Genomic DNA, 26,164 nt, shown 5'->3' with positions numbered 1-26,164 from the left:
AGGTCATCATGATCCGTATCCCAGAACCCGAATCGACACCGGACGGCCCGAGCTACGAGGGACGCCTGCTCGACCGGGCCGACGAGGAGGTGGTCGATCAGGGAGTCGCGTTCGACATCCGCACGCTGATGACGCGGCGGAGCATGCTCACCATCGTGGGCCTCGGCGTCGGCGCGGTGGCCCTCGCCGCCTGCACGCCGACGACCCCGCTGACCGGCTCGTCCGCGGTGACATCCGGCGGCGAGATCCCCGACGAGACCGCTGGCCCCTACCCCGGCGACGGATCGAACGGCGTGGACGTGCTGGAGCAGTCCGGAATCGTGCGCAGCGACATCCGCTCGAGCCTCGAAGGCGGGGCAACGGCGAGCGGGGTGCCGATGGCGCTCACCCTGACCATCCTCGACATGGCCGGAAACAACGCCCCATTCGCCGATGTGGCGGTGTATGTCTGGCACTGCGACAGCGCCGGCGGCTACTCCATGTACTCCGCCGGCCTCGAGAATGAGACGTATCTCCGCGGCGTGCAGGTCGCCGACGGTGCGGGAAAAGTCTCGTTCACCTCGATCTTCCCGGCTTGCTACCCCGGGCGCTGGCCGCATGTGCACTTCGAGGTCTACCCCGACGTCTCCGCGATCACCGATTCCACGAAAGCCATCGCGACCTCGCAGCTCGCGCTGCCACAGGGCGTCTCCGACGCGGTGTACGCACGCTCGGAGTACTCGGGGTCCGCCAACCTCGCCCAACTCAGCCTCGCCTCCGACAACGTCTTCGGTGACGACGGCGGCGCCCAGCAGCTGGCCACCGTGACCGGGGACGCGACTTCCGGATACCAGGTTTCGCTCACGGTGCGCGTCGACACGGGCACGGCGCCAACGGCCGGATCGGCGCCCGGTGGCCAGGGATCAGGTGGCCAGCCTCCGACTGGTGGCGCAGGCGGGCCGGGCGGGACTCAGCCAAGCGCCTGACTCGGAGCCCGTGTCCCGGCGCCGAAGGCCCGCGACACGCCCGCCGCTGCACGCCGGCTTCACGCGCCGTCATGCGGCGGGCGGGCGCTGCCGCGCTCGCTACGCTGGATGCCATGAAGCTCCCCCTCCTGACCGCGGCCGTCCTCGGCGCGCTGCTGCTGAGCGGCTGTACCGCCGGCTCCCCCACGTCAACCCCTGAGCCCGTCGAGACGAGCACCAGCACCGATGCGGCGTCGACCTCGGATGACGGCTGCGCCGGCGTCAGCGTCGTCGCCGACTTCGGCATCCTCGACGCCCCCGCCGTCGACGTCTGCGTCGACAGCAGCGGGACAATCCTCGCGAGCGAGGCCATCGCCACCGCCGGCATCACCACCGAGGGCAACGCCGACTACGGCGATGCCGTCGTCTGCCGCGTCGACGGCCGCCCGGCCGCCGACGAGACGGTCACCGTCGACGGCCAGGAACCCTTCATCGAGCCGTGCAGCTCGATGTCGCCCGCCTACGCGTTCTGGGCGCTCTGGGTGAAGCCGGCCGCCGACGCCGAGTGGGGCTTCGCGATGGAGGGCCTCGAGACCCTCAAGGCCGAGCCCGGCCAGAGCATCGGCCTCGTCTACACGACCGGCACCGGGACCGACCCCCAGCCGCCGACGGCCGAATAGGTGCGATTCCACGCGGCTCCGCTGCGCACGGCGGCGATCGTCGCCGCCGTGTTCGTGGCGACCCGCGTGGTCTACCGCGTCGTGTTCGGCGGGGCCTCCGGCGGCGGCATCCTGCTACTGGATCTGCCCAGCGTCCAGCTCGCCGGGCCGTTCGCCCATGTCAGCCTGTTCGGGCCGGTGACGAGCGGAGGCCTCTGGAATGCCGCCGTCAGCGCCCTGCCCTTCGCCGCCGTCATCCTGGCCTTCGGCCTGCTCAGCTCCGTCGTCGATATGCAGCGTCTCTTCGTGCGCGGCTCGACGCGCGGCCCGCTGCGCGCGATCAGCCGCTCCCTCGTGATCGCATGGTCGACCGCGCCGGCTCTCGCGCACGCGGTGCGCCGTGTGCGCCGGGCCGCGGCGCTGCGTGGAGAACGCGGGGCCGCCGCCCTGCTCGTCCCGGTGTTCGAGCAGACGATCGAGCGCGCCCTCGGACTCGCCGCCTCCATGGAGGTGCGCGGTTTCGCCTCGACGCACCCGGCCGTCGCTGATGCCACGCAGCCCGTTGTGGCGATGACGGATGCCGCGCTGGCCCACGACAGCGCCGAGATCCTCGGCTCGCTCACCCTGACACTGGATGCCGGCACGCTGACCGTGCTGACCGGACCGACCGGGTCCGGCAAATCGAGCCTGCTCCGCTCCATCGACGGTCTCTTCCAGCACTTCGACGGCGGCCGCCAGCGTGGCCGCATCACCGTCGCCGGCGTCGACCGCGCCGCAACGCCGCCGCGGGACACCGCGGCCATCGTCGGCTCCGTCGCGCAGAATGTGCGCATCGCTTTCGCCGCCCAGACCGTGCAGGACGAGATCGGATTCGCGCTGGCTGTGCGCGGCCTCCCGGCCGACGTCGTTGCCGAGCGAGTCGCCGAGACCGCGCGCTCTCTCGGCATCGGCGCCCTGCTGAGCCGCGACATCGACGCGCTCTCCACCGGAGAGGCCACCCTTGTCGCCATCGCCGCCGCCATCAGCGGTCGCCCCGCACTGCTGCTCGTCGACGAACCGCTGGCCGAACTCGACGACGCCGCCCGCGACACGGTCTGCCGCACGCTGGACGCCCTGGCGCACGAGCACGGCCTGGCCGTCGTCGTCGCCGAGCACCACAGTGCTCCGCTGGAACCATTCGCGGACCGCTGGCTCGCGCTCGACGGCGGACGCGCACTCGCCTCCGCCCAACCACCGCCGCCGGTGGCCGTCGACAGTGTGGCGCCCGCGGAATTCGTGAGCGGGGCGGCGCGGCATCCACTGGCCGAACTGCGCAACCTCACCGTGAGTCACGCCGCCACCGCCGTCGTGCGCGACGCACACCTCACGCTCGACGCGGGGGAACTCGTGGCGCTGGCCGGCCGCAACGGAGCGGGCAAGTCGAGCCTGCTGCTGGCGATGGCGATGCCGGATGCCGCCGGCCACCTCGTCGTGCGGGGCGAGGACGTGGCGCGGCTGCCCGCCCGCGCCCGCCGCAGCCACGTCGCGCTGGTGCCGGAGCGCGTCGACGAGCTGTTCTTCCACACCACCGTCGCGGCGGAGTGTCTGCGGGCCGACCGCGCCGACCGACCGGAGCGGCCGACGGTGGAGACCTTCGCAGCCCTGCTCGGCGGCGGCCGTGAGCTCGACGCGTTGTTGCTGCGGCACCCGCGCGATCTCTCGGCCGGGCAGCAGCTGTGCCTGGCGCTGGCGATCCAGCTCGCGCCGGAGCCCGCACTGCTCCTCGTCGACGAGCCGTCACGCGGCCTCGACGAGCAGAGCCGGGCACTCGTCGGCGCCGCACTGCGCACCGCGGCGGCATCCGGTGGGCGCGCGGTGCTGATCGCGACCCACGACGCCGAGTTCGCCCGGCGCTACGCGGGGCGCACGCTCACGCTGGCCGATGGCACTCTCGACGACGGCACGCGCTCCCCCACCGGGGTGAGCCGATGAACCTCTCACGCTCCCTGATCGCCCCGCTCGCGCTGACGGTCGGCAGCCTCGTGGCCCTTGCGGGCTTCACGTGGCCGTTGCTCGCCAGCGCAGTTCCGAGCGACGCCCAGGCCGCGACTCCCATCGTGGCCATGGCGCTCGTCCCCGCCGTGATCGTGGCGCTCGCCTTGGCCCTGGACCGTGAGATGCACTCGGCGAAGGCGGTCGCCCTGCTCGGCGTGCTGGCCGCGATCGGCGCCGGTATCCGCATCGCCGGTGCCGGTGTCGGCGGCATCGAGGCCGTGTTCATCCTGCTGATCCTCGCCGGCCGCGCATACGGAGCCCGCTTCGGGTTCTTGTTGGGGCTGCTCACGATCGCCGTCTCCTCGCTGCTCTGGGGCGGTCTGGGCCCGTGGACGGCTTTCCAGATGTTCGGCTGCGCGTGGGTCGCGGCAGGCGCCGCGCTGCTGCCGCGGATCCGGCCCAGGGTGCGCACGGATCCGGCCACCGAGCTCTCAGCGGCCATTGCCACCCGCGCCGCCAGACGCGCTGCGCGGCTGGAGATCGTGATGCTCGCCGGCTACGGCGTGGTCGCCGCCTACGTGTTCGGCCTGCTCATGAACATCTGGTTCTGGCCCTTCGCTGTGGGCACCGGAACCGGCATCTCGTACGAGCCCGGCGCGCCGATCGGCACGAACCTCGCCTCGTTCGCGCTCTACTCGCTTGTGAGCTCCACGCTCACCTGGGACACGGTTCGGGCCGTGACGACGCTCGTCGGCATCCTGCTGCTGGGCCCCGCTGTGCTGGCCGCGCTCCGCCGCGCGAAGCTGCCGGCGCGACGCCGATCCGGCGAGCTTCACGCATCTCGGTCTCGCTGATCGAGTAGGCCGCCCGCGGCGGGCGGCCTACTCGATCAGCGGAGTTTCGGCGGGCTCAGCGTTCGCGGATCCGCTCAGGGCTTCGCGGGCGTCGCTGCTCCTTCGTCGCGGCGCCGCTCGCTCAAGCCAGCGTGCAAATGCGGTGGCCCTGCTCAAGCCCCCCGAGCAGACGTGATGCGCCGGCTCGGGCACGCGCGCGTACCGGCGCCACCTCAGCCGACGTGCCTATGCACGGGGGCTCGAGGGAGCAGCCGAGGAACGAGGCCGCCCCCGAAGCCCTGAGCGNGTGACCGTTGCGTTGGAGGTGGCGGCCGAGCTCATCGACGATGTGCGGGCTCGACTCGAGCACGCGCGCGTACCGGCGCCACCTCAGCCGACGTGCCTATGCACGGGGGCTCGAGGGAGCAGCCGAGGAACGAGGCCGCCCCCGAAGCCCTGAGCGTCCGACCGGATCGGCTCGCCCCGGATGTCGCGGCTGCAGAGTCGGCGGATCCGCTCAGGGCTTCGCGGGCGTCGCTGCTCCTTCGTCGCGGCGCCGCTCGCTCGAGCCAGCGTGCAAATGCGGTGGCCCTGCTCAAGCCGGCGAGCAGACGCGATGCGCCGACTCGAGCACGCGCGCGTACCGGCGCCACCTCAGCCGACGTGCCTATGCACGGGGGCTCGAGGGAGCAGCCGAGGAACGAGGCCGCCCCCGAAGCCCTGAGCGTNGCACGCGCGCGTACCGGCGCCACCTCAGCCGACGTGCCTATGCACGGGGGCTCGAGGGAGCAGCCGAGGAACGAGGCCGCCCCCGAAGCCCTGAGCGTCAGCAGGATCGAGTCGCCCCGGATGGCACGGCCGACGTGTCAACGGAACCGCTCGGGGCTTCGCGGGCGAGCCTCCTCGTTCCTCGTCGACTCGCTCGCTCAAGCCAGCGTGGGAAGCGCAGTGACCGCAGAGGGCTCGGTGGGTTCGCGGGGTGTCGAGTTATGACGTCGCTGTTTGGGCCCCACCGATCAGAAAGCGCAACCCGGTCTGCAGTTCCGGGGCCCGAACAGCGACGTCATTGTTTGAGCTGAGGAGCGAACCCACCGAGCCCGCCCGCACGGACGCGGTTTCGACAGGCTCAACCAACGGGGGCGGGTTTCGACAGGCTCAACCGGCGGAGGCGCTCAACCAACGGAGGCGGGTTTCGACAGGCTCAACCAACGGGGGCGCTCAACCAGCGGGGGCGGGTTTCGACAGGCTCAACCGGGGGCGCTCAACCAACGGGGGCGGGTTTCGACACGCTCGACCGGCGAGGTGGGGCTAAACCGAGAAGTACTTGGCCTCCGGGTGGTGGAACACGAAGGCATCGGTGGACTGTTCCGGGTGCAACTGCAGCTCCTCGGAGAGCACCACTCCCATGCGCTCCGGCTTCAGCAGCTCCACCACCTTGCGCCGGTCCTCCATCTCGGGGCACGCCGGGTAGCCGAGTGAGAATCGCGCGCCGCGGTACTCGAGCTTGAACAGCCCGGCGACATCCGTCGGGTCTTCGGCGCCGAGACCGAGCTCGTCGCGCACCCGCGAGTGCCAGTACTCGGCCAGTGCCTCGGTGAGCTGCATCGCGAGCCCGTTGAGCTCCATGTAGTCACGGTATTTGTTCTCGGCGAACAGCTTCGACGTGGTCTCGCTCACCCGTTGCCCTGCGGTCACGAGCTGCACGGCGACCACATCCACCTGTCCGGAGTCCTTGGCACGCACGAAGTCCGAGAGGCACAGGTGCCGGTCGCGCCGTTGCCGCGGGAAGGCGAAGCGCAGGCGTTCGGTTCCGACCGCGCCGCCGGAGCCGCCGTCCGGTGCCAGCAGCCCGGGAGCACCGAGTGTGCCGCTGGGGTCGTCGCCGTGGTGCAGCACCACCATGTCGTTGCCGTCCGCGACCACCGGGAAGTAGCCGTAGGCGACGGATGCATCGAGCATGCCCTCCGCGAGAATCCGGTCGAGCCAGTAGCGCAGCCGCGGGCGACCCTCGGTGTCGACGAGCTCCTGGTAACTGGCACCGTCTTCGGCGCGGCTGGGCTTCAACCCCCACTGCCCGAGGAAGGTCGCGCGCTCATCGAGGAACGCCGAGTATTCCGCCAGGGCGATGCCCTTGACGATGCGGGTGCCCCAGAACGGTGGGGCGGGCACGGGGTTGTCGCTGGCGACATCCGAGCGGGCGGGAAGGTTCTCCGGCTCGGTCACGATGAGCTGGCTCGGCCGGTGGATGCGCTTCTTCAGCGCCGGGAGCCCGACACTGTCGGGGTCGGCGCCGCGGGCGATCGCGACGAGCGGTTCCATCAGCGCGAGGCCCTCGAAGGCGTCGCGGGCGTAGCGAACGGTGCCGTCGAAGAGCGAGTCGAGGTCGTCCTCGACGTAGCTGCGGGTGAGGGCGGCACCGCCGAGGATGATCGGCCACCGCTTCGCGAAGCCACGATTCTGCAGCTCGAGCAGGTTCTCCTTCATGACGACCGTCGACTTCACGAGCAGGCCGCTCATGCCGATGACATCGGCGTTGTGTTCCTCCGCCGCGGCGATGAACTCGTTGATGGTCTGCTTGATGCCGATGTTCACGACCGTGTAGCCGTTGTTGGAGAGGATGATGTCGACGAGGTTCTTGCCGATGTCGTGCACGTCGCCGCGCACGGTGCCGATCACCATGGTTCCCTTGCCCGCTGCATCCGACTTCTCCATGTGCGGCTCGAGCAGGGCGACGGCGTTCTTCATGACCTCGGCCGACTGCAGCACGAACGGCAGCTGCATCTCGCCGGCGCCGAAGCGTTCGCCGACGACCTTCATGCCCTCGAGCAGGTGCAGGTTGATGATCTCGATCGCGCTCAGACCGCCGGCACGGGCCAGGTCGAGATCGGCTTCGAGGCCCTTCGCCTCACCGTCGATGATGCGGCGCTCCAGGCGTTGCCCAACCGGGAGCGCGGCGAGCTCGGCGGCCCGCTGATCTTTCAGCGCAGCGGCATCCACCCCGGCGAAGAGGTCGAGCATGGTCGACAGCGGGTCGTAGACGAGCGTGCCGTCCGCATCGTATTCGCGACGGTCCCAGACGAGGTCGAGCGCGACCTTGCGGCGGTCTTCCGGCACGGATGCCAGCGGCACGATCTTCGCGGCGTCGACGATCGCACTCGTCAGACCCGCCTCGACGGCCTCGTGCAGGAACACGGAGTTGAGCACGGAGCGGGCAGCCGGGTTCAGCCCGAAGGAGACGTTGGAGACGCCGAGCGTGGTGTTGATGCCCGGGTACTTCGCGGTGATCTGGCGGATCGCCTCGATCGTCTCGATGGCGTCGCGCCTGGTCTCCTCCTGCCCGGTGGCGATGGGGAAGGTGAGCGCGTCGACGATGATGTCGTCGACGCGCATGCCCCACTCGTCGACCAGGGTGTCGACGAGGCGGGAGGCGATGGCGACCTTGCTCTCCGTCGTGCGGGCCTGGCCCTGCTCGTCGATCGTCAGCGCGATCACGGCCGCACCGTGCTCCTTGACGAGCGGCATGATGCGGGCGAAGCGGCTGGTCCCACCCTCGCCGTCCTCGAAGTTGACGGAGTTGACGACGGGGCGGCCGCCGATCAGCTCGAGGCCGGCCTGCAACACGGCGGGCTCCGTGGAGTCGATGACGAGCGGCAGCGTGGAGGCGCTGGCCAGACGCGAGACGATCTGGCGCATGTCGTCTGCGCCGTCGCGGCCGACGTAGTCGGTGCAGACGTCGAGCAGGTTCGCACCGTCGCGCACCTGGTTGCGGGCGATCTCGACGCAGTCGTCCCACCGGCCGTCGAGCATGGCCTCCCGGAAGGCGCGGGAGCCGTTCGCGTTGGTGCGCTCGCCGATCGCGAGGTAGGAGCTCTCCTGCTCGAAGCTGACGTGCTGGTAGAGGCTGGCGACGCCCGGGTCGCTCTCCAGGGCGCGCTCGGCGGGCGCAGCACCCTGCAGGCGCTCGACGACGGCGCGCATGTGCGCCGGCGTCGTGCCGCAGCATCCTCCGATCAGGCCCAGACCGAACTCCTTGACGAACTGCTCGTGCGCGGTGGCGAGCTCGACCGGGGTGAGCGGGTAGCTGGCGCCGTTCGCGCCGAGCACGGGCAGGCCGGCATTCGGCATGCACATCACCGGAACGGTTGCGAACTTCGAGAGGTGGCGCAGGTGCTCACTCATCTCGGCCGGTCCCGTGGCACAGTTCAGGCCGATGGCGTCGATGCCGAGCGGCTCGAGCGCCGTCAGGGCCGCGCCGATCTCGCTGCCCATCAGCATGGTTCCGGTGGTCTCGACGGTGACCTCGACGAAGATGGGCAGGCGGATGCCGCTCGACGCGATTGCGGCGCGGCATCCGTTCACCGCCGACTTGGTCTGCAGCAGGTCCTGCGAGGTCTCGATCAGGAAGGCGTCCGCGCCGCCGCGGATGAGACCGAGCGCCTGCTCGGCGAAGGTGGCCTTGAGGTGCGCGTAGGTGGTGTGGCCGAGGCTCGGCAGCTTGGTGCCCGGCCCCATCGAACCGAGGACCCAGCGCAGTCGGCCGTCGCGGGCCTCCCAGGCCTCCGCCCGCTCGCGCGCGATCGCGGCGCCGGCGTGGGCGAGCTCCTCGATGCGGTCGTCGATGTCGTAGTCGGAGAGGTTCGACCAGTTGGCGCCGAAGGTGTTCGTCTCGACGGCGTCGATGCCGGTCTCGAAGTAGGCGTCGTGAATGGCGCCGATCATGTCGGGGCGGCTGACGTTGAGGATCTCGTTGCAGCCCTCGAGCTGGCGGTAGTCCTCGAGCGTCGGCTCGTGCTCCTGCAGCATCGTGCCCATGGCGCCGTCGGCGATCACGACCCGAGAGGCGAGCGCATCCAGCAGCGCCTGCGCACGCGCCGGGCGTACCGCGGCGGAGATGTCGGTGCCGGTGGGTGCGGGGGTGTCGATCGGTGCGGGCGCGTCAGTCACCCGCTCATCGTACCGAGCAGATTCGGCCATGGCGCCTGCATGACGCCCCGCTGCAGGGGCGAGCGGCACCCTTGCCACGGCTTGCCACGCAGTGTACTAACAGAGCATGGACTTCCACGCAGTGATCGAGCTCATTGGCACCATCATCGACATCGCAGGTGTCGCGGCGATCGTGATCGGCGCGCTCGCGGCGACGGTGATCGCCCTGTACGGCATCGCCAAGCGCACCGGCCCGGTGTACGTGCCCTTCCGCCGCTCGCTCGGGCGCTCGATCCTGCTCGGGCTTGAGCTTCTCGTCGCCGCCGACATCATCAAGACGGTTGCGCTGACCCCGACGCTGCAGAACGTCGCGGTGCTCGGTGGCATCGTGCTCATCCGTACCTTCCTCAGCTTCTCGCTCGAATTGGAGATCACCGGGCGCTGGCCGTGGCAGAAGGCACCGGATGCCGCTGCGGATGACGCTGTGGATGACGCGTCTCCCGCATCCGTCACCTGATTCAGTCTCCCCCGAGCGGGGGGTGTCCCCCTTTATGCCGACTATCGCCTCCGACGGCGCATTCATAGGCTTCGGAGCCAGAGGGCGGAATGCACATCAGACCTCGGTCGCTTCACATCACTGCATCGATCGGGGTTGGGCCGTGCACTCATTCCGCCCTCGCTTCGTGTCTCGCCGTCGCACCACAATCCGGCGTGCGGGGCACGGAGCCGAACCGGCTTAATCGAAGCCACAGAGAATCAGGAGCACGATGTTCACTCTCCGTACAAGCACGAGCGGCATTCCGCGCAGACGCGCCGTCACAGCAGGGATCGCGATATCGGCGGCCCTCTGCGCCGCAGTTCTCGCACCCGGCGCCGCCATGGCCGCACCGAACGCCGCAGGCCCCGCCTCGGTCGAGGTCGTTCCCGGCCCGCTCATGAACTACGCCATCAACGTCGGCATCGTCAACCGCGGACAGACGCTCAAGGTCGAGCGTGCCGTTGCCGCGGCGGGCGGTAGCGTCATCGAGTCGTACGCCGAGATCGGCGTCGTACTCGCTCAGTCCGACAACGCCGCGTTCGCCGCATCGGTGGCGAAGGAGAAGGCCGTGCTCTCCGTCGGCGCGACCCGCACCGCCCCCGTCGCGGAGACCGATGCCACGTTCGGAGTCAGCGACCCGCTGGCGCCCGGCGAGTCGGGCAACCGTCGCTCCGCCGCCGCCGCGACGACCAAGGACTCCGGCGTCGAAGCCGAAGTGACCGTCATCCCCGACCCGTCGGAGAGCCGCCAGTGGGACATGGCGGCGATCGGTGCGGTCGCAGCGCACGAGATCACCGACGGCAGCCGCGACGTGCTCGTCGCCGTGATCGACTCCGGCATCCAGGGTGACCACCCCGACCTGGCCGCGAACATCGACGTGGACGCCTCGGCGAGCTGCCTGAGCGGCGTGGCCGACACGAGCTACGAATCGTGGCAGCCGACCACCAGCTCCCACGGCACGCACGTTGCCGGAACGATCGCCGCAGCCCGCAACGGCGTCGGCATCGTCGGTGTCGCGCCGAACGTTCGCGTGTCGGCGGTGAAGGTCGTCAACGACGACGGATTCATCTACCCGGAGGCGGCAATCTGTGGCTTCATGCACGCGACGGAAACCGGCGCTGACATCACGAACAACAGCTACTACATCGACCCGTGGGAGTTCTGGTGCGACAACAACGCCGACCAGAGCGCTGTGAAGACCGCGGTGAACCGTGCCGTGCAGTACTCGCAGGGCAAGGGCGTGTTGAACGTGGCAGCCGCGGGCAACTCCGCGCTGGACCTCGCCAACAAGACTGTCGATTCGGCCAGCCCCAACGACACGGTCCCGGTCACACGGCCGATCGATGCGAGCTGCCACGACATCCCCGCCGAGCTTGACGGCGTCGTGACGGTCTCCTCCACCACGTCGACGGGTGCCAAGTCGGGCTTCTCCAACTACGGCCTCAACGTCATCGACATCGCGGCGCCCGGTTCGGCGATCCTCTCGACCGTCACCGGCAGCGGCTATGGCACCTCCTCCGGCACCTCGATGGCGTCCCCGCACGTCGCCGGCGTTGCCGCTCTGTTGAAGTCGGTGCACCCGGAGTACTCCGGTCTCGCACTCGGCGATGTGCTCTACACACAGGCCAACGATGTTGCCTGCCCGACCGGATCGGCGCTGTGCACCGGACCGGCGACGGACAACGCCTTCTTCGGCGAAGGTCTGGTCGACGCGCTCGAGGCAGTCAACTGATCGGGACCGATCTGAACTGAACGGATCTGATTGACGTCACTCACCTGACGTGAACACCGCTCTGGGGCGTGTCGGCGCTGCCGGCACGCCCCAGAGTCGTCTCCGCGTCGACCGCGGCGGGCTGACCCGCGCCGCACCGGCCTGCACCACGGCGCCCGCTAAAGTGACCGAATGGCACGACGACCTCGAACACGCCGCCGGTGGCCCTGGATCACACTGGGTGGAATCGTGCTGATCGCCGTACTCGGATGCGGTCTCGTCGTCTTCGGCGGCGCACAACTCCTCCTCACGCCGCATCACAATACGTCGACCCCCGCCGGCGACGTCGTCGCTGTCGCCGACGGTGAGATCACCCTCACGAAGATGGCCGCCACCGAACGCGTCGGCACCTACGGCCTGGTGTGGAATACGGATGCCGGCACGGGCACTGCGACGATCGGGCCGACCGTCAGAACCACGGGCTCCACCGTCATCCGCCCCATCTCGAACATCTCCGGAGAACTCAGCGCCGGCACCGCCGTGCAGCTCAACCCCAACATCTACGACGGCGACCCGCAGACGAGCCTCGGCATCCCGTTCACGAACGTGGCCGTCGACGGCGAACTGGGCCCGATGCCGGCCTGGCAGGTCGATGGCGACGGCTCCACCTGGGTGCTGTTCGTGCACGGCATCGACGGCATGCGTGAGAGCGGGCTCCGGCCGTTGCCGACGCTCGTCGACGCAGGCCTGCCGACGCTGTTGATCACCTACCGCAACGACGCCGACGCCCCGCAGAGCCCGACCGGCCTGATCTCACTCGGCCAGACGGAGTGGCGAGACCTCGAGTCGGCGGCCGACTATGCGCTGAGCCAGGGCGCCACCCGCTTCGTGCTCTACGGCGACTCGATGGGCGGCAGCATCGTCACGCGTTTCATGCACGAATCACCGCACGCGTCGAAGGTACTCGGCATGGTGCTCGACGCGCCCGTGCTCGACTGGGCCGGTGTGCTCCAGGGGCAGGCCGACCGCTTCCACCTGGGCTTCCTGGGCGGCGCGCTGCAGTCGGCGGTGTCCTGGCGCGGCGACATCGACCTCGGCGTACTCGACGAGCTCGACCAGACGGGCCCATTCGACACGCTGCCGATCCTGTTGTTCCAGGGGCTCGCCGACCCACTGGTTCCGCCGGCGGAGAGCGCCGCCTTCGCCGCGTCGCTGCCGAACGCCCTGTACGTGCCTGTGGCCGACGCCGGCCACATCCAGAGCTGGAACGTCGACCCAGCCGCCTATGAGAAGCACCTCGGCGACTTCATCGGCCAGTTCTCGTCGCGTCAGGCCGACTGAGCGGCTCGTTCGGCCGGCACCACCGCGTGGGACCGCCGGGGCGCTCAGCCGACGTGCTGATCGAACAGGATGACGTTGCCATCCGGATCGCGCAGCATGAAGCTGCCCGGCCCGCTCGTCGTCTCGTCGACCTCGGCGAGGAGCTCAAGCCCGTCTGCCGCGAACCTCTTCTGCAGGCTCCTGACATCCTCGAAATCGGCGAGCGGCTCGGCGAGGGGCGACCATCCGGGATTGAAGGTGAGCAGATTGCCCTCGAACATGCCCTGGAACAGGCCGATCGTCGTCTGGCCATTGCGGAGGATCAGCCAGTTCTCCGCCTGGTCTCCCATGACGTGTTCGAAGCCGAGCGTCTCGTAGAAGGCACGGGAGGCCGCGAGATCCGCGACGCTCAGGCTGACGGAGAATGCCCCGAGGTCCATGCTGTCCTGCTTTCTGTGCTGGTTGTTTTCTGTGCTGATTGCTTTCTGTGCTGCTGCGTCAGGTGTTGCATCGACGGCGGCACGCCCCAGGTCAGGGATTCCGACGGCGCACGGACTGCTCGGCGGCGATCAGCCGATTCGCCGCATCGATGAGGGCGAGGTGGGTGAATGCCTGCGGGAAGTTGCCGAGGTGCTGCCCCGTCGTCGCATCGATCTCCTCCGCGTAGAGCATGAGCGGGCCGGCGAAGCTCAGCATCTTCTCGAACAGGGCGGAGGCGGCGTCGAGCTCGCCGATCTCGGCGAGCGCCGACACGAGCCAGAATGAACAGATCGAGAAGGTGCCCTCCTCCCCGCTCAGGCCATCCTCGGTACGGTCGACCCGGTAGCGCAGCACCAGCCCCTGCTCGGTGAGTTCGTCGGCGATCGCGAGCACCGTCGCCCGCACCCGTTCGTCGTCCGGCGGCAGGAAGCCCATCAGCGGCAACAGCAGCAGCGAGGCGTCGAGTTCCGTCGTGTCATAGTGCTGGGTGAACACCCCGCGCTCGTCGACGCCCCTCGTGCAGATCTCGGTCTTCAACTCGTCCGCAGCGCTCTGCCACCGAGCGGCGCGTTCCGTGTCGCCCCGGCCGCGCGCAATGCGGATGCCGCGATCCACGGCCACCCAACACATCACCTTGGACGCGACGAAGTGCTGCGGAGCGCCCCGCATCTCCCAGATCCCCTGATCGGGTTCGCTGCTCCGCTCGATCGCCGTGTCGACCAGCGTGCACAGGCGGCCCCAGATCGCGGGGGCCAGCTGCCCGCCGCCTTGCAGGTGTTCTTCGACGGCGTCGAGCAGCATCCCCCACACATCGTGCTGGTGCTGGTCGAACGCGCCGTTGCCCGTGCGCACCGGGCGAGACTCGCGGTAGCCGGAGAGATGGTCGAGAGTGTGCTCGGTCAGGTCCCGCTCGCCGCCGATCCCATACATGATCTGCAGTGACCACGGGATCGACGGGTCGGTCTCCGACACGGCGTCGATGATGAAGGCGAAGTACTCGAATGCCTCCCAGTCGAGTCTGAGACTGTGCAACGCACGCAGCATGAACGCCGTGTCCCTGATCCAGGTGAAGCGGTAGTCCCAGTTCCGCTCTCCCCCCGGTGTTTCAGGCAGCGAGGTCGTCCCGGCGGCCATGATCGCCCCGGTCGGCGCGTAGCTCAGCCCCTTGAGCGCCAGTGCGCTGCGTTCGATGTACGGGCGGAAGCGATGGTCGGGAATCGTGGCCATGCTGATCCACTCCCGCCAGAACTCCTCGGTGAATCGCAGCTGCTCGCGAGCCTCATCGAGATCCGCCGTGACGTGCTCGCCCCAACTCAGCGCCGCGAACGCGGACTCCCCGGCGGTCAGAGTCCTCCTGCCATAGCTACGGGCTCCCATCAGACCCAGTGGGATGTCGCTGGTGAGCGTCAGAGTGACATCGCCGGCCGTGACGCTCGTCTGAGCGAATCCGGAGCCCTCGTACGCCCACTCCCCCTGCACCCGGCCATAGTCGAAGAGCGGGAAACAACTGAGATCGAGTTCGACCCTGCCATCGAAGCACGTCGCGATCCTGAGCAGCGTTCGCCCGGACATCGCATCCCCCGGCGAGCGCCGCGATGCGCTGCGACGCGCGTCATCGACCGCGCCGAGCACGAGCACATCGGTCACCGTCAGCCACCCCGTTGCCGTGTGCCAGGTCGTCTCCAGAGCCATCGTTCCAGGCAGGTAACGCCGCTGCTGCGGAACGGCGGTGTTCGCCGGCCCGAAACGGAAGCTCCCGGCCGCCCGGTCGAGCAATGCACCGAACACGCTCGGCGCGTCGGGGCGCGGAAGGCACAGCCACTCGACGGCCCCATCCGGCGCGATCAGGGTGCTCACCTCGCAGTCGGAGAGGAATGCGTAGTCGGCAATCGGGGGGAAGGTCATCGGAATGCTCCCTGCTGCGAGTTGTCCAGCTGCTGTCGCACGGCGAGGGATGCCGGGCCTACTGTGCACGCTACGACGGCGGCGTTCCGCTGTCCACCCCACCGCCGTGCAGATGACGTCACAGTTGCGCACACGCGTGCGTGGCGCTTGAGTGTCTGGCATCGGCGGGCCTAGTATGCGATCGTGGCCGAGTCACCTCAGGTCGCAGCCCCGAGCGTACTCGAGCTGGATCGGCTGCTTCTGGAAACAAAGCTGGCGATCCCCGCCCCCAGGGCCGGGTTCGTCAGTCGTTCAGCGCTCATCAGTACTGCCCGCAAGAGCGAGTGCCGGATCGTGGCCGTCACCGCACCGTCCGGATACGGCAAGTCGAGTCTGCTGGCCCAGTGGGCCGCGTCGGAGGACCGCGCCGTCGCCTACGTGACGCTAGATCGTTTCGACGATGACGCCGTAACGCTGCTCACCCTTCTCGCCTCGGCGTTCGTACAGGCGACCGGGGCGGATCCCGCCCTGATCACCAACATGCACGGACACGGCGCCTCGGCGCTCGGCCGCGCTGCCCCGCGCCTGGCCATGGCGCTGCGGACGAGCCCCGTCGACTTCGTCATCCTTGTCGACGACCTTCACGTGATCAGTTCGCCCGGCTGCCAGGACGTACTGGGTGTTGTGTTGGGTGGTGTCCCGCCTGGCTCCCAGATCGTGACGGCGAGCCGGCACGAACATTCGGACCTCGCACGACTCCGCGCAGACGGCACGGTCCTGGAGATTTCCGCCGAGAGCCTCGCTCTGGACGCGAGCGGGGCCGTGCAGATCTTCACGCAGGCTCAGGTGCCCCTGAGCGCGGATCTGGCCGCCGACATCACGGAACGTACGGAGGGCTGGCCGGTCGGGCTGTACCTGGCCGCGCTCATTGCCCGCGACAGTCACGGCGGCGTGGCCGCCGTCTCTGGAGACGACCGCTACATCTCGGATTACCTCTACCGCGAGTCGATGGCGACACTCTCCGACGACGCCCAGCACTTCCTGCGGTGCACGGCCGTGCTCGAGCAGTTCTCTGCCGGGCTCTGCGACGCGCTGCTCGGCGAGGCGGGCTCGCAGGCGCGGCTGCGGGAGATGGAGGCGTCCAACGTCTTTCTGATCGCCCTCGATCGCCGTCGGGAATGGTTTCGCTACCACCCACTGTTTCGGGAGTTCTTGCTGAGCGAGCTTCGCCGCGTCAACCCAGAGCTGATCGACGGGCTGCATCTCAGGGCTGCCGAGTGGTACGAGGCGAATGGGAGCGCGGCGAACGCCATCGAACACCTGCTGCAGACCCCCGCACGCGAGCAATCCGTGCGCCTGGTCTCTGAGCTGGCCCTGCCCACCTATCAAGCCGGGCAGCTGGACACGGTGCAGCGGTGGATCACCAAGCTCGGAGGCTCCGCGATCGAGAGCCATCCACCCTTCGGGGTACTGGCCGGGTGGATCGCCGTCATCTCCGGGCAGGCAAGCGCCGCGGAGCGGCTGGCCGCCACGCTCGAGGCGGCATCCTTCGATTCCGCGCCGTTCGACGGCTCAGCGTCATTCGAGTCCGATCGTGCGATGTTGCGGTCGGTGATGTGCGCGGCCGGGCCAGAGCGCGCACTCGCCGACGCCCGGCTGGCGCTGGACCTGGAGCCCGTGTGGAGTACGTGGCGGGACCGGGCCCTGAGTCTGGCCGGGGAGGCAGAGCTGCTGCTCGGGGACGCCGACACGGCCGATCGCCACTTCGCCGAGGCGTCCGAGCTGGCCACGAGCGTAGGCAACAGCGACGGTCAGGTCCTCTGCGACTCCGAACGCGCGATCATCGCCATGGATCGCGGTCTCTGGGCGGAGGCCGACGCCCTCCTCGCGTCGGCGCTGCGCACGGTTGACGAGCAGCACCTTGAGGACTACGCGACCGCCGTGCTCGCGCTGGCGGGCGCGGCCAGGCTGACGTTGCATCGTGGCGATCTGAAAGCCGCCCAGCGAGACCTCACCAGGGCCATGCGCGCCCGCCCGGTCTGCACGTGGGCGTTTCCCGCCCTCGCGATCCGGGTGCGCCTACAGCTGGCTCAGGCGCATTTCGCGCTCGGCGACCACGCAACGGCCAGGCACCTGATGCGGGAGATCGACGACATCCTGCTTCATCGACCAGAGCTCGGCACTCTGCTGGACGACATCGCCGCGCTCCAATCGATCATTTCCTCACCGACGACCGGCGCCGTCGGGGCCTCGCCGCTCAGCCCGGCCGAGTTGCGGCTCCTGCCCTATCTGCAGACGCACCTGACCGTGCCGGAGATCGGAGCGCGCCTGTTCGTGTCGCGCAACACCGTCAGCACCGAGGTCGGGTCGATCTACCGCAAGCTGGGCGTCTCGTCTCGGGCGGAAGCCGTCGAGCGGGCGATGGCCATCGGGCTGCTGGGCGGCTGAGCGCCAGTCTCGTCAGTCGACGGAGTCTTCGACGTCGAATCCGAGCGCCAGTGCTAGCCGTGGTGCAGCGGCAACGACACGCGGGACACCGACGATGGAGGCCACTCCCACGATGACGTCGACGAGTTCGTCTGCGGAGGCTCCGGCGCTCACGGCGGCCGTCGCCTGCTCACCGAACGACGGTCCAGCGCCTCCGATCGCCACCAACGCTGCCAGACGAGCGAGCGCGAGGGTCTTGGGATCGAGTACGCCGAGCTCGCTGAGGCCGGCCTCGCTCTCGACGACTCCCTGTTCGTTGATCGCCATCCGGCGCAGCCGTTGCCTGTAATCCACGACACCACCCCTTCCGCAGGCGAGCCCCAATCGGTCTGCCCGCACTGCGGCGGCAACCCGGGGCCTGTCCTTCCCTCCAAGTGGACGACAACCGCGGGGAAAGCGCCTCACGCGGATGGGGTGAACACCGCTCTGCGTACGGTGTGCGGAGTTCATGCCATCGGGATGATGTCGGCGCACGAGCCGGGCAATAGCGTCGACTCGACCGCGGGGTGATGGGCACACCGCATGCTGGAAGGCGGAACGAGCATGAGTTTCTGGGATTATCTGATCTGGTTGTTCTGGGTCTACATCACCATCGCGTGCATCTGGATCTTCATCACCGTCATCGTCGATGTGTTCCGCGACCACACGTTGAACGGCTGGATGAAGGCCATCTGGGTGCTGTTCCTGGTGTTCGTGCCGTTCCTCGGCACCTTCGTCTATCTGATCGCACGCGGGCGCCAGATGTCGGAGCGGCGCATGGACGAGTACCGTCAGGCCCGCTATCAGAACGACGAGTACATCCGCGGCGTCGCAGGCAGCAGCAGCAGTTCGCCGGCCGCCGAGATCGAGAAGGCGAAGCAGTTACTCGACTCCGGCGCGTTGAGCCCGGCCGAGTTCGAGGCGCTCAAGGCGAAGGCTCTGGCCGCGGCCTGAGCACGACGCAGCTCCCGAGGCGGGGCCCGGCCATTGTGGCCGTGCCCCGCCTCGTTCGTGCGCCGACGTGCCGGCACGTTGCGGCATCACGCAGATCGGGTGAGGCGAGCAGGTTGCTCCGGGGTTAGCGTGCACCAGCAGACCCAGTGAGCAGAGAGAGCAGCCATGAACCCCGATCGTCACGCACGCGCAATGCTTCCGATCCCCGACCGTCCGGCGCCGACACTGACCACCTATGACGCCAAGGATCCGGACACCGCGTATCCGCCGATCGAACCGCTGCTCCCGCCGGCCGGAGCACCCAATGTGCTGATCGTGCTGCTGGACGACGTGGGCTTCGGGGCGTCGAGCGCTTTCGGCGGGCCCTGCGCCACGCCCAACGCCGAGCGGCTGGCCTCCGCCGGCCTCAGCTACAACCGCTTCCACACGACGGCACTCTGCGCACCGACCAGGCAGGCGATGCTCACCGGGCGCAACCACCACTCCGTCGGCATGGGCAGCATCACCGAGACGGCGACGTCGGCGCCTGGCAACAGCTCGCTGCGCCCGAACACCAAGGCACCGCTGGCGATGACCCTGAAGTTGAACGGCTACTCGACGGCCCAGTTTGGCAAGTGCCACGAGGTGCCGGTCTGGCAGTCCTCCCCGATGGGGCCGTTCGACGCCTGGCCCTCGGCCGGCGGCGGCTTCGAGAAGTTCTATGGCTTCATCGGCGGCGAGAACAACCAGTGGGATCCGGCGCTCTACGACGGCACGACGCCCGTCGAACCCCCGGCGACGCCCGAAGAGGGCTACCACCTCACCGAGGACTTGGCCGATCACGCCTGCAACTGGATCCGCAGCCAGAAGGCGCTCATGCCCGACAAGCCGTTCTTCGTGTACTTCGCTCCCGGAGCCACGCACGCGCCCCACCACGTGCCGCAGGAGTGGGCCGACAAGTACAAGGGCGCGTTCGCCGACGGCTGGGACGCCCAGCGGGAGAAGACCTTCGCCAGGCAGAAGGAACTCGGAGTCATCCCGGCGGATGCCGAGCTGACCCCGCGGCACGCCGAGATCCCCGCATGGGATGACATGCCGGCCGAGCTCAAGCCCGTGCTGGAGCGCGAGATGGAGGTGTACGCAGGATTCCTCGAACACACCGACTTCCACGTCGGCCGCGTGCTCGACACGATCGAGGAGCTCGGCGCCCTGGAGAACACACTGATCTACTACATCATCGGCGACAACGGGGCGTCCGCAGAGGGCACCCTCAACGGCGCGTTCAACGAGATGGCCAATTTCAACGGCATGGCCGCCCTCGAGACCCCGGAGTACTTGGTATCCAGGATGGACGAGTTCGGCACGCCGAGCTCATACAACCACTACGCGGTCGGCTGGGCCTGGGCGATGGACACCCCGTTCCAATGGACGAAGCAGGTCGCATCGCACTGGGGCGGAACCCGCAACGGCGCCATCGTGTCGTGGCCACGCGGCATCGCCGAGAAGGGCGCGCTGCGCAGCCAGTTCACGCACGTCATCGACGTGGCGCCGACCGTGTTGGAGGCGGCAGGGCTGCCGGAACCGACCATGGTCAACGGCGTGCAGCAGTCGCCTATGGAGGGCACCAGCATGCTCTACACCTTCACCGAGCCGGATGCCGCCGAGCGCCACGATCTGCAGTACTTCGAGATGTTCGGCAACCGCGGCCTGTACTACAAGGGTTGGAGCGCGGTGACGAAACACCGTACGCCGTGGGAGATGGTCGGCGGCACCCTGCGCGCCTTCGACGACGACGTCTGGGAACTCTACGACGGCGGCAGCGACTTCAGCCAGGCACGTGACCTCGCCGCCGCGAATCCGACCATGCTGGCAAAACTCCAACGGCTCTGGCTGATCGAGGCGACGAAGTACAACGTGCTGCCGATCGACGATCGTGGCATCGAACGTGCGACGCCCGAGGTCGCCGGCCGGCCGACGCTGATCCACGGCACCAGCCAGCTGCTCTACGCGGGCATGGGCCGACTGTCGGAGAACAGCGTCGTCAGCATCAAGAACAAGTCGTTCTCTGTCACCGCCGAGATCGACATCCCGGATGGCGGCGCCGACGGGGTCATCATCGCCCAGGGCGGCCATTTCGGCGGGTGGAGTCTCTACCTCAAGGACGGTGCGGCGGTGTTCACCTACAACGTGCTCGGCATCCAGGAGTTCACGACGACGGCGGGCTCACCCGTGCCGGCCGGCAGGCACCAGGTGCGGATGGAGTTCGCCTACGACGGCGGCGGGCTCGGCAAGGGCGGCGACGTCACGCTGTACTACGACGGCACGGCTGCGGGGACCGGCCGCGTGGGCGCCACCCAGGCGATGATCTTCTCCGCCGACGAGACCACCGATGTGGGATTCGAGTCCGGTACGGCCGTCGCCTCCGGATACACGCCGCAGACCAGTCGCTTCACCGGCACGATCCAGTGGGTGCAGATCGACATCGGCGACGACGATCACGACCATCTCATCGACCCGGCGGAGCGCCTGCGCGTCATCATGGCCAGGCAGTGAAGCGACGGGAGCACACCGTGTCCACAGAGAACCCCCGCCCCGGCGGCGTCACGGCCGTCGCCATCACGCTCTGGGTCTCCGGGGCGCTCAATGTGATCACCGGCGTGCTGCTGCTCTTCCAGACGGGCAACGAGGACTTGGTGCAGCGAATCGGCGGCGGCGGCCCGCTCATCGTCTTCGCCGTCGCCATCGCGATCCTCGGCGCCGTCACACTGATCGTCGCCGGAGGGCTGTTCGGTGGCAGCTACGGGGCCAGAGTGGTCGCGACCGTGTTCCAATGCCTGTCGATCGTGGCCGCGATCGTGTTGTCGATCACGGCGCCCTGGCTGCTCTGGCTCGCGGTGATCAGCATCCTGTTGTCGATCACCGCGTTGGTGCTGCTCTATCTGCGGCGATCGAACGCGTTCTTCCGCAACTGAGTCCCCGCCGCCGGCCCCGTCACTGCCTCAGTCGATCACGATCCGCAGGAGGATGACGACGACGCCGAATCCGGCGGTGGCACAGGTGCCACACAGCCGCCAGTACCACGCGACCCGCCGCCCGCTGAACGCGATCCAGCCGAGGAATGCCAGCACGACCACGCCCGCCCAGAGCGCAGACCAGTAGGACACGTTCACCGACAGCAGGCCGAGGTCGCCGAGCAGGAGCAGCAGCAGCGGCGGGAGGGTCGCGATCAACAGCCCGACCGAGCCCTCGAGCCCGACACGGATCGAGCGGGCCGGATGCACGGGCTCCCCCGCCGGCCGGCGGGCCTGAGCAGCGATCGCGACGATGTAGAACTGCGAGACCCACAGCACCAGCATGGTGATGACGGTGACCCCCGTCGTGCTGATGGCGTGCCCGCTCTCGTCGGCAACGGCGATGACTGCGCTCACGAGCACGGTGCCGGAGATGAGCTCCGGGGTGACGAGTTCGCGCCGACGGCGCCACCACGGCCGGATCTCGCCCGGGGCGGCAACCTCCTCACGCTCACTCATGGCCACTCGCTTCCTCGATGGAGTCACCCGCGGCGACAGGCTCGGTGCTTCAGGATCACACGGAACGGCGCCGGGGAACAGACCCCGGTCCTCCAGAAAATGCCGATTGTGTCCTAATATCGAACACGGTGATCACATGCCGTGCCGCCGCGTGGAAACGAGCAGAGAGGCTGGACGAGCGATGGAGAAACTGGCTGCTCCGCAGGCCGGCTCGCAAACGCTGAGTCGCGGCATCCGACTGCTCGAGATCCTCGCGGGCGCCGACCGCAATCTCTCGATCGCCGAACTGGCCAGCGCGCTGGATGTGCACCGTTCTGTCGCCTACCGTCTGCTGCGCACTCTCGAGGAACACGATCTCGTCACACGGGACGGTGCGGGCCACGTCGGCCTGGGCGCGGGCCTTGCGGCGTTGAACTCTGGGGTCGCGCGCAATCTGCAGCAGGCCGCGCTCCCCGTGCTCAACGAGATCGCAAATGAGCTCGGCATGACCTGCCTGCTCGCGGTGATGCTCGACAGCGGCGAGGCCGTCACGCTGGTCAGCGCCGCCCCGCGCCAGACCGTCGCCGTTGTGGCGTACCGCCCGGGCTACCGGCACCCGATCAGCCGCGGCGGCCCCGGCAAGGCGATCCTGCTCGGCCTTCCGGAGAGCGCATGGCCGGCCGAACTGAGCGCGGAACTGCGGGCGGAGCTGGCCGAGAGCCGGGCGCGCGGCTACGCCTCCAGCCACGACGAGGTCGTGCCCTCGCTGAAGTCGGTCGCCGTGCCGCTGATGCTGCCCGGACAGCCGCCGGCGTCGATCGCGGTGATCCACGTCGTCATTCCCGGCACCGAGGGAGAGATCGCCGAGCGGCTGAAGCTCGGCGCGCAGAGCGTGGCACGCGCCTACGGCGTCTGAGCACCCCGGTGGGGCATAAAGTTTCACCATGTAGGCTATTCCTGTAACAAAGTTACATGCACCGCTCGGGGCAGGATCGCCCACCTCATGGTCGTCCACTGCGTGTTCAACGGAGTCCGCCCCGCGCCGCGGCACCACCACACGTCAGGAATCCCCCGCGCATGACTCCATCAGCAACCGCCGCCCGATCCGCAGTCTCCCCCGGCGACGAGTCGCTCGCAACCGGACTCTGGAGCGCTCTCGGCGGCCAGCGCGGCGAGGGCGACCGCACCGTGACGGTCGCCCAGTTCGATCGAATCGTGGCCGGCGTCGACGCCTCGCACGTTCTGCTCACGCCAGAGGCGGTGGTCACGCCGCAGAATGCGGACGATGTCGCCGCCGTTCTCCGGTACGCGGCGAGTACGGGCCGGCACGTGACGGTGCGTTCCGGCGGCACCAGCCTCTCCGGTCAGGCCTCCGGCGACGGCATCCTGCTCGACACGCGCTCGGCGTTCCGGCGCATCACGGTCGAGGACGGCGGCGCCAGGGTGCGCGTGCAGCCCGGCGCGACCGTGCGCCAGGTGAACGCCCGCCTGATCCGGCACGGCCGCAAGCTCGGCCCGGACCCGGCCAGCGAGATCGCGGCCACCATCGGCGGCGTCATCGCCAACAACTCCAGCGGAATGGCCTGCGGCACGCATCACAACAGCTACCGCACGCTCGCCGCGCTGACCGTCGTGCTTCCGAGCGGCACCGTCGTCGACACCGCGCTGCCGTACGCCGATGCACGGCTCGCCGCCGCGGAGCCCGCCCTGCACTCCGGACTGAAGCGGCTGCGCGACGAGATCCGTGGCCGTGCCGACCTCGTCGCCGAGATCGAGCGCCAGTACCGTGGCAAGAACACGATGGGCTATGGCCTGAACTCCTTCCTCGACTTCCACCAGCCGGTACAGATCCTCGCCCACCTCCTCGTCGGCAGCGAGGGCACTCTGGGCTTCGTCGCCGAGGCCGTCTTCGACACTGTGCCGATCGCGCCGGCGATCGGCACCGCCCTGCTCGTGTTCGACAGCCTCGACGCGGCGACCGGCATCCTGCCCGTCCTGGTCGCCACCGGCGCGGCAACGCTCGAGCTGATGGATGCGGCTTCGCTCCGCGTCGTCCAGGCCGACCCGACGGCGGCCGGCATCATCGATGACGTCGTGATCGCCGAGCACGCCGCGCTCCTGGTGGAGTACCACGGCGCGGATGACGCCGACCTCGCCGCACAGATCGAGAGCGCCGGGCTGGCCATTGCCGATGCCGGAGCACCCGCCCTTGCCATCACCCGCGATGCGAAGGAACGCGCTCGCCTCTGGCACTTCCGCAAAGGCCTGTACGCGGCCATCGCCGGCGCCAGGAAGCCCGGCACCACCGCACTGCTGGAGGACATCGCCGTTCCCGTCGAGCGGCTCTCCGACACGTGCGCTTCGCTTCAGCTGCTGTTCCGGCGGCACGGCTATGACGATGCGGTCATCTTCGGGCACGCCAAGGACGGCAACATCCACTTCCTGCTCACCGAGGATTTCACCGCGGACGGCGCCATCGCGCGCCAGGCGGATTTCACCGAGGACCTCGTCGAGCTCGTGCTCGGCGCCGGTGGCACGCTGAAGGCCGAACACGGCACCGGCCGGATCATGGCGCCGTTCGTCGAGCGCCAGTTCGGCGGCGAGCTCTACGCGGTCATGCGCGAGGTGAAGCGGCTGTGCGACCCGCTGGGCGTGCTGAACCCGGGCGTGCTGCTGACCGACTCCCCCACCTCCCACCTCGAACACCTGAAGCTGACGCCGGAGGTGGAGCCGGAGGTCGACCGCTGCGTCGAGTGTGGCTACTGCGAGCCGGTCTGCCCGAGCAAGGACGTGACGCTCACGCCCCGGCAGCGCATCGCCGTGCGCCGGGCGCGGGCAGCGGCCCGCGCCGACGGCGACGCGGCCCTGGATGCCACGCTCGCCGCCGCGGAGGAGTACTCCTCGGTGCAGACCTGCGCCGCCGACGGCATGTGCCAGACCGCGTGCCCGGTGCTGATCAACACCGGTGACCTGGTGCGCCGACTGCGCGAACAGGACGCCAACGCGCCGACGCGCACGATCGCGGCCGGGGTTGCGAGCATCTGGGGCGGCGTCAGCCGCGGCGCATCCGTCGCACTCAGCGCGGCGAAGCTCGCGCCGCCGGTCGCAACCATGGCCAGCGCCGCCGGGCGGGCGGTGCTCGGCCGCGACGTCGTGCCGCAGTGGAGCGGGGACCTGCCGCGCGGCGGGGCCAAGCGCGCCCACAGCTCGCCCGAGACCGGCGATGCCGTGTTCTTCTCCGCGTGCGTCGGATCGATGTTCGGCCCGGCCGATGGCGGCATCGGTGCCGCGGAGGCGTTCCGCCTGCTCTGCGAGCGTTCCGGTGTTCGGCTGGTGACCCCCGAGCGGATCGACTCGCTCTGCTGTGGCACGCCGTGGAAGTCCAAGGGCCTCGCCGACGGCTACCGCACGGCGATCGAGAAGACCGTGCGGGCGCTGCTCGCGGCATCCGGGGGCGGCGTCCTGCCGATCGTCTGCGACAACTCCTCGTGCACGGAGGGTCTGGTGCACGCGCTGGAGAACGTGACGGAGCTCGACGGTCACCCGGTGTCACTCAGCATCATCGACGCCGTCGACTTCGCCGCCGAGCGTCTGCTGCCGGGGCTCGACGTGACGGAACAGATCGCCTCGTTGGCGCTGCACCCGACGTGCTCAAGCACCCGGCTCGGCTCCAACGATCACCTGCGGGAGCTCGCCGGAGCCGTCGCCGTCGAGGCGGTCGTGCCGGATGCCTGGGGTTGTTGCGCCTTCGCCGGTGATCGCGGGATGCTGCACCCGGAGCTCACCGCCTCGGCCACCGCCGCCGAGGCGGCCGAGATCGCCGGCGGCGATTTCGACGCACACGCCTCCTGCAACCGCACCTGCGAGATCGGCATGACGCGCGCCACCGGCGAGTCCTATGTGCACATCCTGGAGCTGCTGGAACGCGCGACGCGCTGAGTGAGCGTTGAGCGAGCCGCTGCCCGACCTGTTCATCGGCCGGGCAGCGGG

At 69.2% G+C, this 26,164-nt stretch carries 18 protein-coding genes; 13 read left to right on the top strand and 5 right to left on the bottom strand.

Annotation, left to right across the window (positions count from 1 at the left end):
• Positions 1-8 precede the first annotated feature (8 nt).
• The 4 genes from ASC66_RS10295 (at position 9) to ASC66_RS10280 (ending at position 4,431) form a co-directional block, all read left to right on the top strand.
• Entirely contained in the window at positions 9-965 is a 957-nt protein-coding gene (locus tag ASC66_RS10295) for an intradiol ring-cleavage dioxygenase (protein WP_055838798.1), read from the top strand.
• 113 nt (positions 966-1,078) lie between these two features.
• A complete protein-coding gene (locus ASC66_RS10290) occupies positions 1,079-1,624 on the top strand; it encodes a hypothetical protein (protein WP_055838796.1) in 546 nt (181 codons plus the stop codon).
• Positions 1,625-3,574: an ATP-binding cassette domain-containing protein gene (locus tag ASC66_RS10285; RefSeq protein WP_055838793.1), complete on the top strand. Its 1,950-nt coding sequence runs from the start codon at positions 1,625-1,627 to the stop codon at positions 3,572-3,574.
• Complete coding sequence (locus tag ASC66_RS10280) at positions 3,571-4,431, top strand: ECF transporter S component (RefSeq protein ID WP_055838790.1); 861 nt, start codon at positions 3,571-3,573, stop codon at positions 4,429-4,431. The genes ASC66_RS10285 and ASC66_RS10280 overlap by 4 nt, the downstream gene beginning before the upstream one ends.
• Before the next feature lie 1,287 nt (positions 4,432-5,718).
• On the opposite strand, the gene metH is transcribed toward ASC66_RS10280, so the two are convergent.
• Positions 5,719-9,333: a methionine synthase gene (metH, locus tag ASC66_RS10275; RefSeq protein WP_055840282.1), complete on the bottom strand. Its 3,615-nt coding sequence runs from the start codon at positions 9,331-9,333 to the stop codon at positions 5,719-5,721.
• Positions 9,334-9,460: 127 nt separating this feature from the next.
• On the opposite strand from metH, the gene ASC66_RS10270 reads away from it, so the two are divergent.
• The 3 genes from ASC66_RS10270 (at position 9,461) to ASC66_RS10260 (ending at position 12,923) form a co-directional block, all read left to right on the top strand.
• Positions 9,461-9,850, top strand: coding sequence for a DUF1622 domain-containing protein (locus ASC66_RS10270; protein ID WP_055838787.1), 390 nt, complete (start codon positions 9,461-9,463; stop codon positions 9,848-9,850).
• A gap of 250 nt (positions 9,851-10,100) precedes the next feature.
• Positions 10,101-11,603, top strand: coding sequence for a S8 family serine peptidase (locus ASC66_RS10265; RefSeq protein WP_055838785.1), 1,503 nt, complete (start codon positions 10,101-10,103; stop codon positions 11,601-11,603).
• Between the two features lie 171 nt (positions 11,604-11,774).
• Positions 11,775-12,923, top strand: coding sequence for an alpha/beta hydrolase family protein (locus tag ASC66_RS10260; RefSeq protein ID WP_082492252.1), 1,149 nt, complete (start codon positions 11,775-11,777; stop codon positions 12,921-12,923).
• 44 nt (positions 12,924-12,967) lie between these two features.
• Here ASC66_RS10260 and ASC66_RS10255 read toward each other — a convergent pair whose 3' ends face one another.
• Both ASC66_RS10255 and ASC66_RS10250 read right to left on the bottom strand, forming a co-directional pair.
• Positions 12,968-13,342 carry a VOC family protein gene (locus ASC66_RS10255; protein WP_055838779.1) on the bottom strand — a complete coding sequence of 125 codons (375 nt, stop codon included), beginning with the start codon at positions 13,340-13,342 and terminating at the stop codon, positions 12,968-12,970.
• A 91-nt stretch (positions 13,343-13,433) separates the two neighbouring features.
• Positions 13,434-15,287: a glycoside hydrolase family 15 protein gene (locus ASC66_RS10250; protein WP_055838776.1), complete on the bottom strand. Its 1,854-nt coding sequence runs from the start codon at positions 15,285-15,287 to the stop codon at positions 13,434-13,436.
• Positions 15,288-15,470: 183 nt separating this feature from the next.
• On the opposite strand from ASC66_RS10250, the gene ASC66_RS18555 reads away from it, so the two are divergent.
• Positions 15,471-17,714: a winged helix-turn-helix domain-containing protein gene (locus ASC66_RS18555; RefSeq protein WP_055838762.1), complete on the top strand. Its 2,244-nt coding sequence runs from the start codon at positions 15,471-15,473 to the stop codon at positions 17,712-17,714.
• Positions 17,715-17,726: 12 nt separating this feature from the next.
• On the opposite strand, the gene ASC66_RS10240 is transcribed toward ASC66_RS18555, so the two are convergent.
• Positions 17,727-18,047: a carboxymuconolactone decarboxylase family protein gene (locus ASC66_RS10240; RefSeq protein ID WP_055838760.1), complete on the bottom strand. Its 321-nt coding sequence runs from the start codon at positions 18,045-18,047 to the stop codon at positions 17,727-17,729.
• Positions 18,048-18,296: 249 nt separating this feature from the next.
• On the opposite strand from ASC66_RS10240, the gene ASC66_RS10235 reads away from it, so the two are divergent.
• From ASC66_RS10235 to ASC66_RS10225, 3 genes are all read left to right on the top strand, one after another.
• The gene (locus ASC66_RS10235; protein WP_082492250.1) at positions 18,297-18,686 is read left to right on the top strand and encodes an SHOCT domain-containing protein; all 390 of its coding nucleotides are present in this window, start codon (positions 18,297-18,299) and stop codon (positions 18,684-18,686) included.
• Between the two features lie 165 nt (positions 18,687-18,851).
• On the top strand, positions 18,852-21,218 hold the full coding sequence (locus ASC66_RS10230; protein WP_055838756.1) for an arylsulfatase: 2,367 nt from the start codon (positions 18,852-18,854) through the stop codon (positions 21,216-21,218).
• Between the two features lie 17 nt (positions 21,219-21,235).
• The gene (locus ASC66_RS10225) at positions 21,236-21,637 is read left to right on the top strand and encodes a hypothetical protein (protein WP_055838754.1); all 402 of its coding nucleotides are present in this window, start codon (positions 21,236-21,238) and stop codon (positions 21,635-21,637) included.
• A 27-nt stretch (positions 21,638-21,664) separates the two neighbouring features.
• Here ASC66_RS10225 and ASC66_RS10220 read toward each other — a convergent pair whose 3' ends face one another.
• Positions 21,665-22,195, bottom strand: coding sequence for a hypothetical protein (locus ASC66_RS10220; protein WP_055838751.1), 531 nt, complete (start codon positions 22,193-22,195; stop codon positions 21,665-21,667).
• A 181-nt stretch (positions 22,196-22,376) separates the two neighbouring features.
• Between ASC66_RS10220 and ASC66_RS10215 the strand changes: the two genes are divergently transcribed.
• Together ASC66_RS10215 and ASC66_RS10210 are read left to right on the top strand one after the other, a co-directional pair.
• Entirely contained in the window at positions 22,377-23,090 is a 714-nt protein-coding gene (locus tag ASC66_RS10215) for an IclR family transcriptional regulator (protein ID WP_055838748.1), read from the top strand.
• 161 nt (positions 23,091-23,251) lie between these two features.
• Positions 23,252-26,113: an FAD-binding and (Fe-S)-binding domain-containing protein gene (locus ASC66_RS10210; RefSeq protein ID WP_055838746.1), complete on the top strand. Its 2,862-nt coding sequence runs from the start codon at positions 23,252-23,254 to the stop codon at positions 26,111-26,113.
• The last annotated feature ends 51 nt before the right edge of the window (positions 26,114-26,164 follow it).

Source organism: Leifsonia sp. Root4 (genome assembly GCF_001425085.1).
Classification (GTDB): domain Bacteria; phylum Actinomycetota; class Actinomycetes; order Actinomycetales; family Microbacteriaceae; genus Microterricola.
Note: the sequence above shows the minus strand (reverse complement) of the source record. Positions and strands in the feature narration are given on the sequence as shown.

Coding starts and splice junctions, on each gene's coding strand:
- ASC66_RS10295 (WP_055838798.1), top strand. CDS start 9: ATGATCCGTATCCCAGAACCCGAATCGACACCGGACGGCCCGAGCTAC.
- ASC66_RS10290 (WP_055838796.1), top strand. CDS start 1,079: ATGAAGCTCCCCCTCCTGACCGCGGCCGTCCTCGGCGCGCTGCTGCTG.
- ASC66_RS10280 (WP_055838790.1), top strand. CDS start 3,571: ATGAACCTCTCACGCTCCCTGATCGCCCCGCTCGCGCTGACGGTCGGC.
- ASC66_RS10270 (WP_055838787.1), top strand. CDS start 9,461: ATGGACTTCCACGCAGTGATCGAGCTCATTGGCACCATCATCGACATC.
- ASC66_RS10265 (WP_055838785.1), top strand. CDS start 10,101: ATGTTCACTCTCCGTACAAGCACGAGCGGCATTCCGCGCAGACGCGCC.
- ASC66_RS10260 (WP_082492252.1), top strand. CDS start 11,775: ATGGCACGACGACCTCGAACACGCCGCCGGTGGCCCTGGATCACACTG.
- ASC66_RS10255 (WP_055838779.1), bottom strand. CDS start 13,342: ATGGACCTCGGGGCATTCTCCGTCAGCCTGAGCGTCGCGGATCTCGCG.
- ASC66_RS10250 (WP_055838776.1), bottom strand. CDS start 15,287: ATGACCTTCCCCCCGATTGCCGACTACGCATTCCTCTCCGACTGCGAG.
- ASC66_RS10235 (WP_082492250.1), top strand. CDS start 18,297: ATGAGTTTCTGGGATTATCTGATCTGGTTGTTCTGGGTCTACATCACC.
- ASC66_RS10230 (WP_055838756.1), top strand. CDS start 18,852: ATGAACCCCGATCGTCACGCACGCGCAATGCTTCCGATCCCCGACCGT.
- ASC66_RS10220 (WP_055838751.1), bottom strand. CDS start 22,195: ATGAGTGAGCGTGAGGAGGTTGCCGCCCCGGGCGAGATCCGGCCGTGG.
- ASC66_RS10215 (WP_055838748.1), top strand. CDS start 22,377: ATGGAGAAACTGGCTGCTCCGCAGGCCGGCTCGCAAACGCTGAGTCGC.
- ASC66_RS10210 (WP_055838746.1), top strand. CDS start 23,252: ATGACTCCATCAGCAACCGCCGCCCGATCCGCAGTCTCCCCCGGCGAC.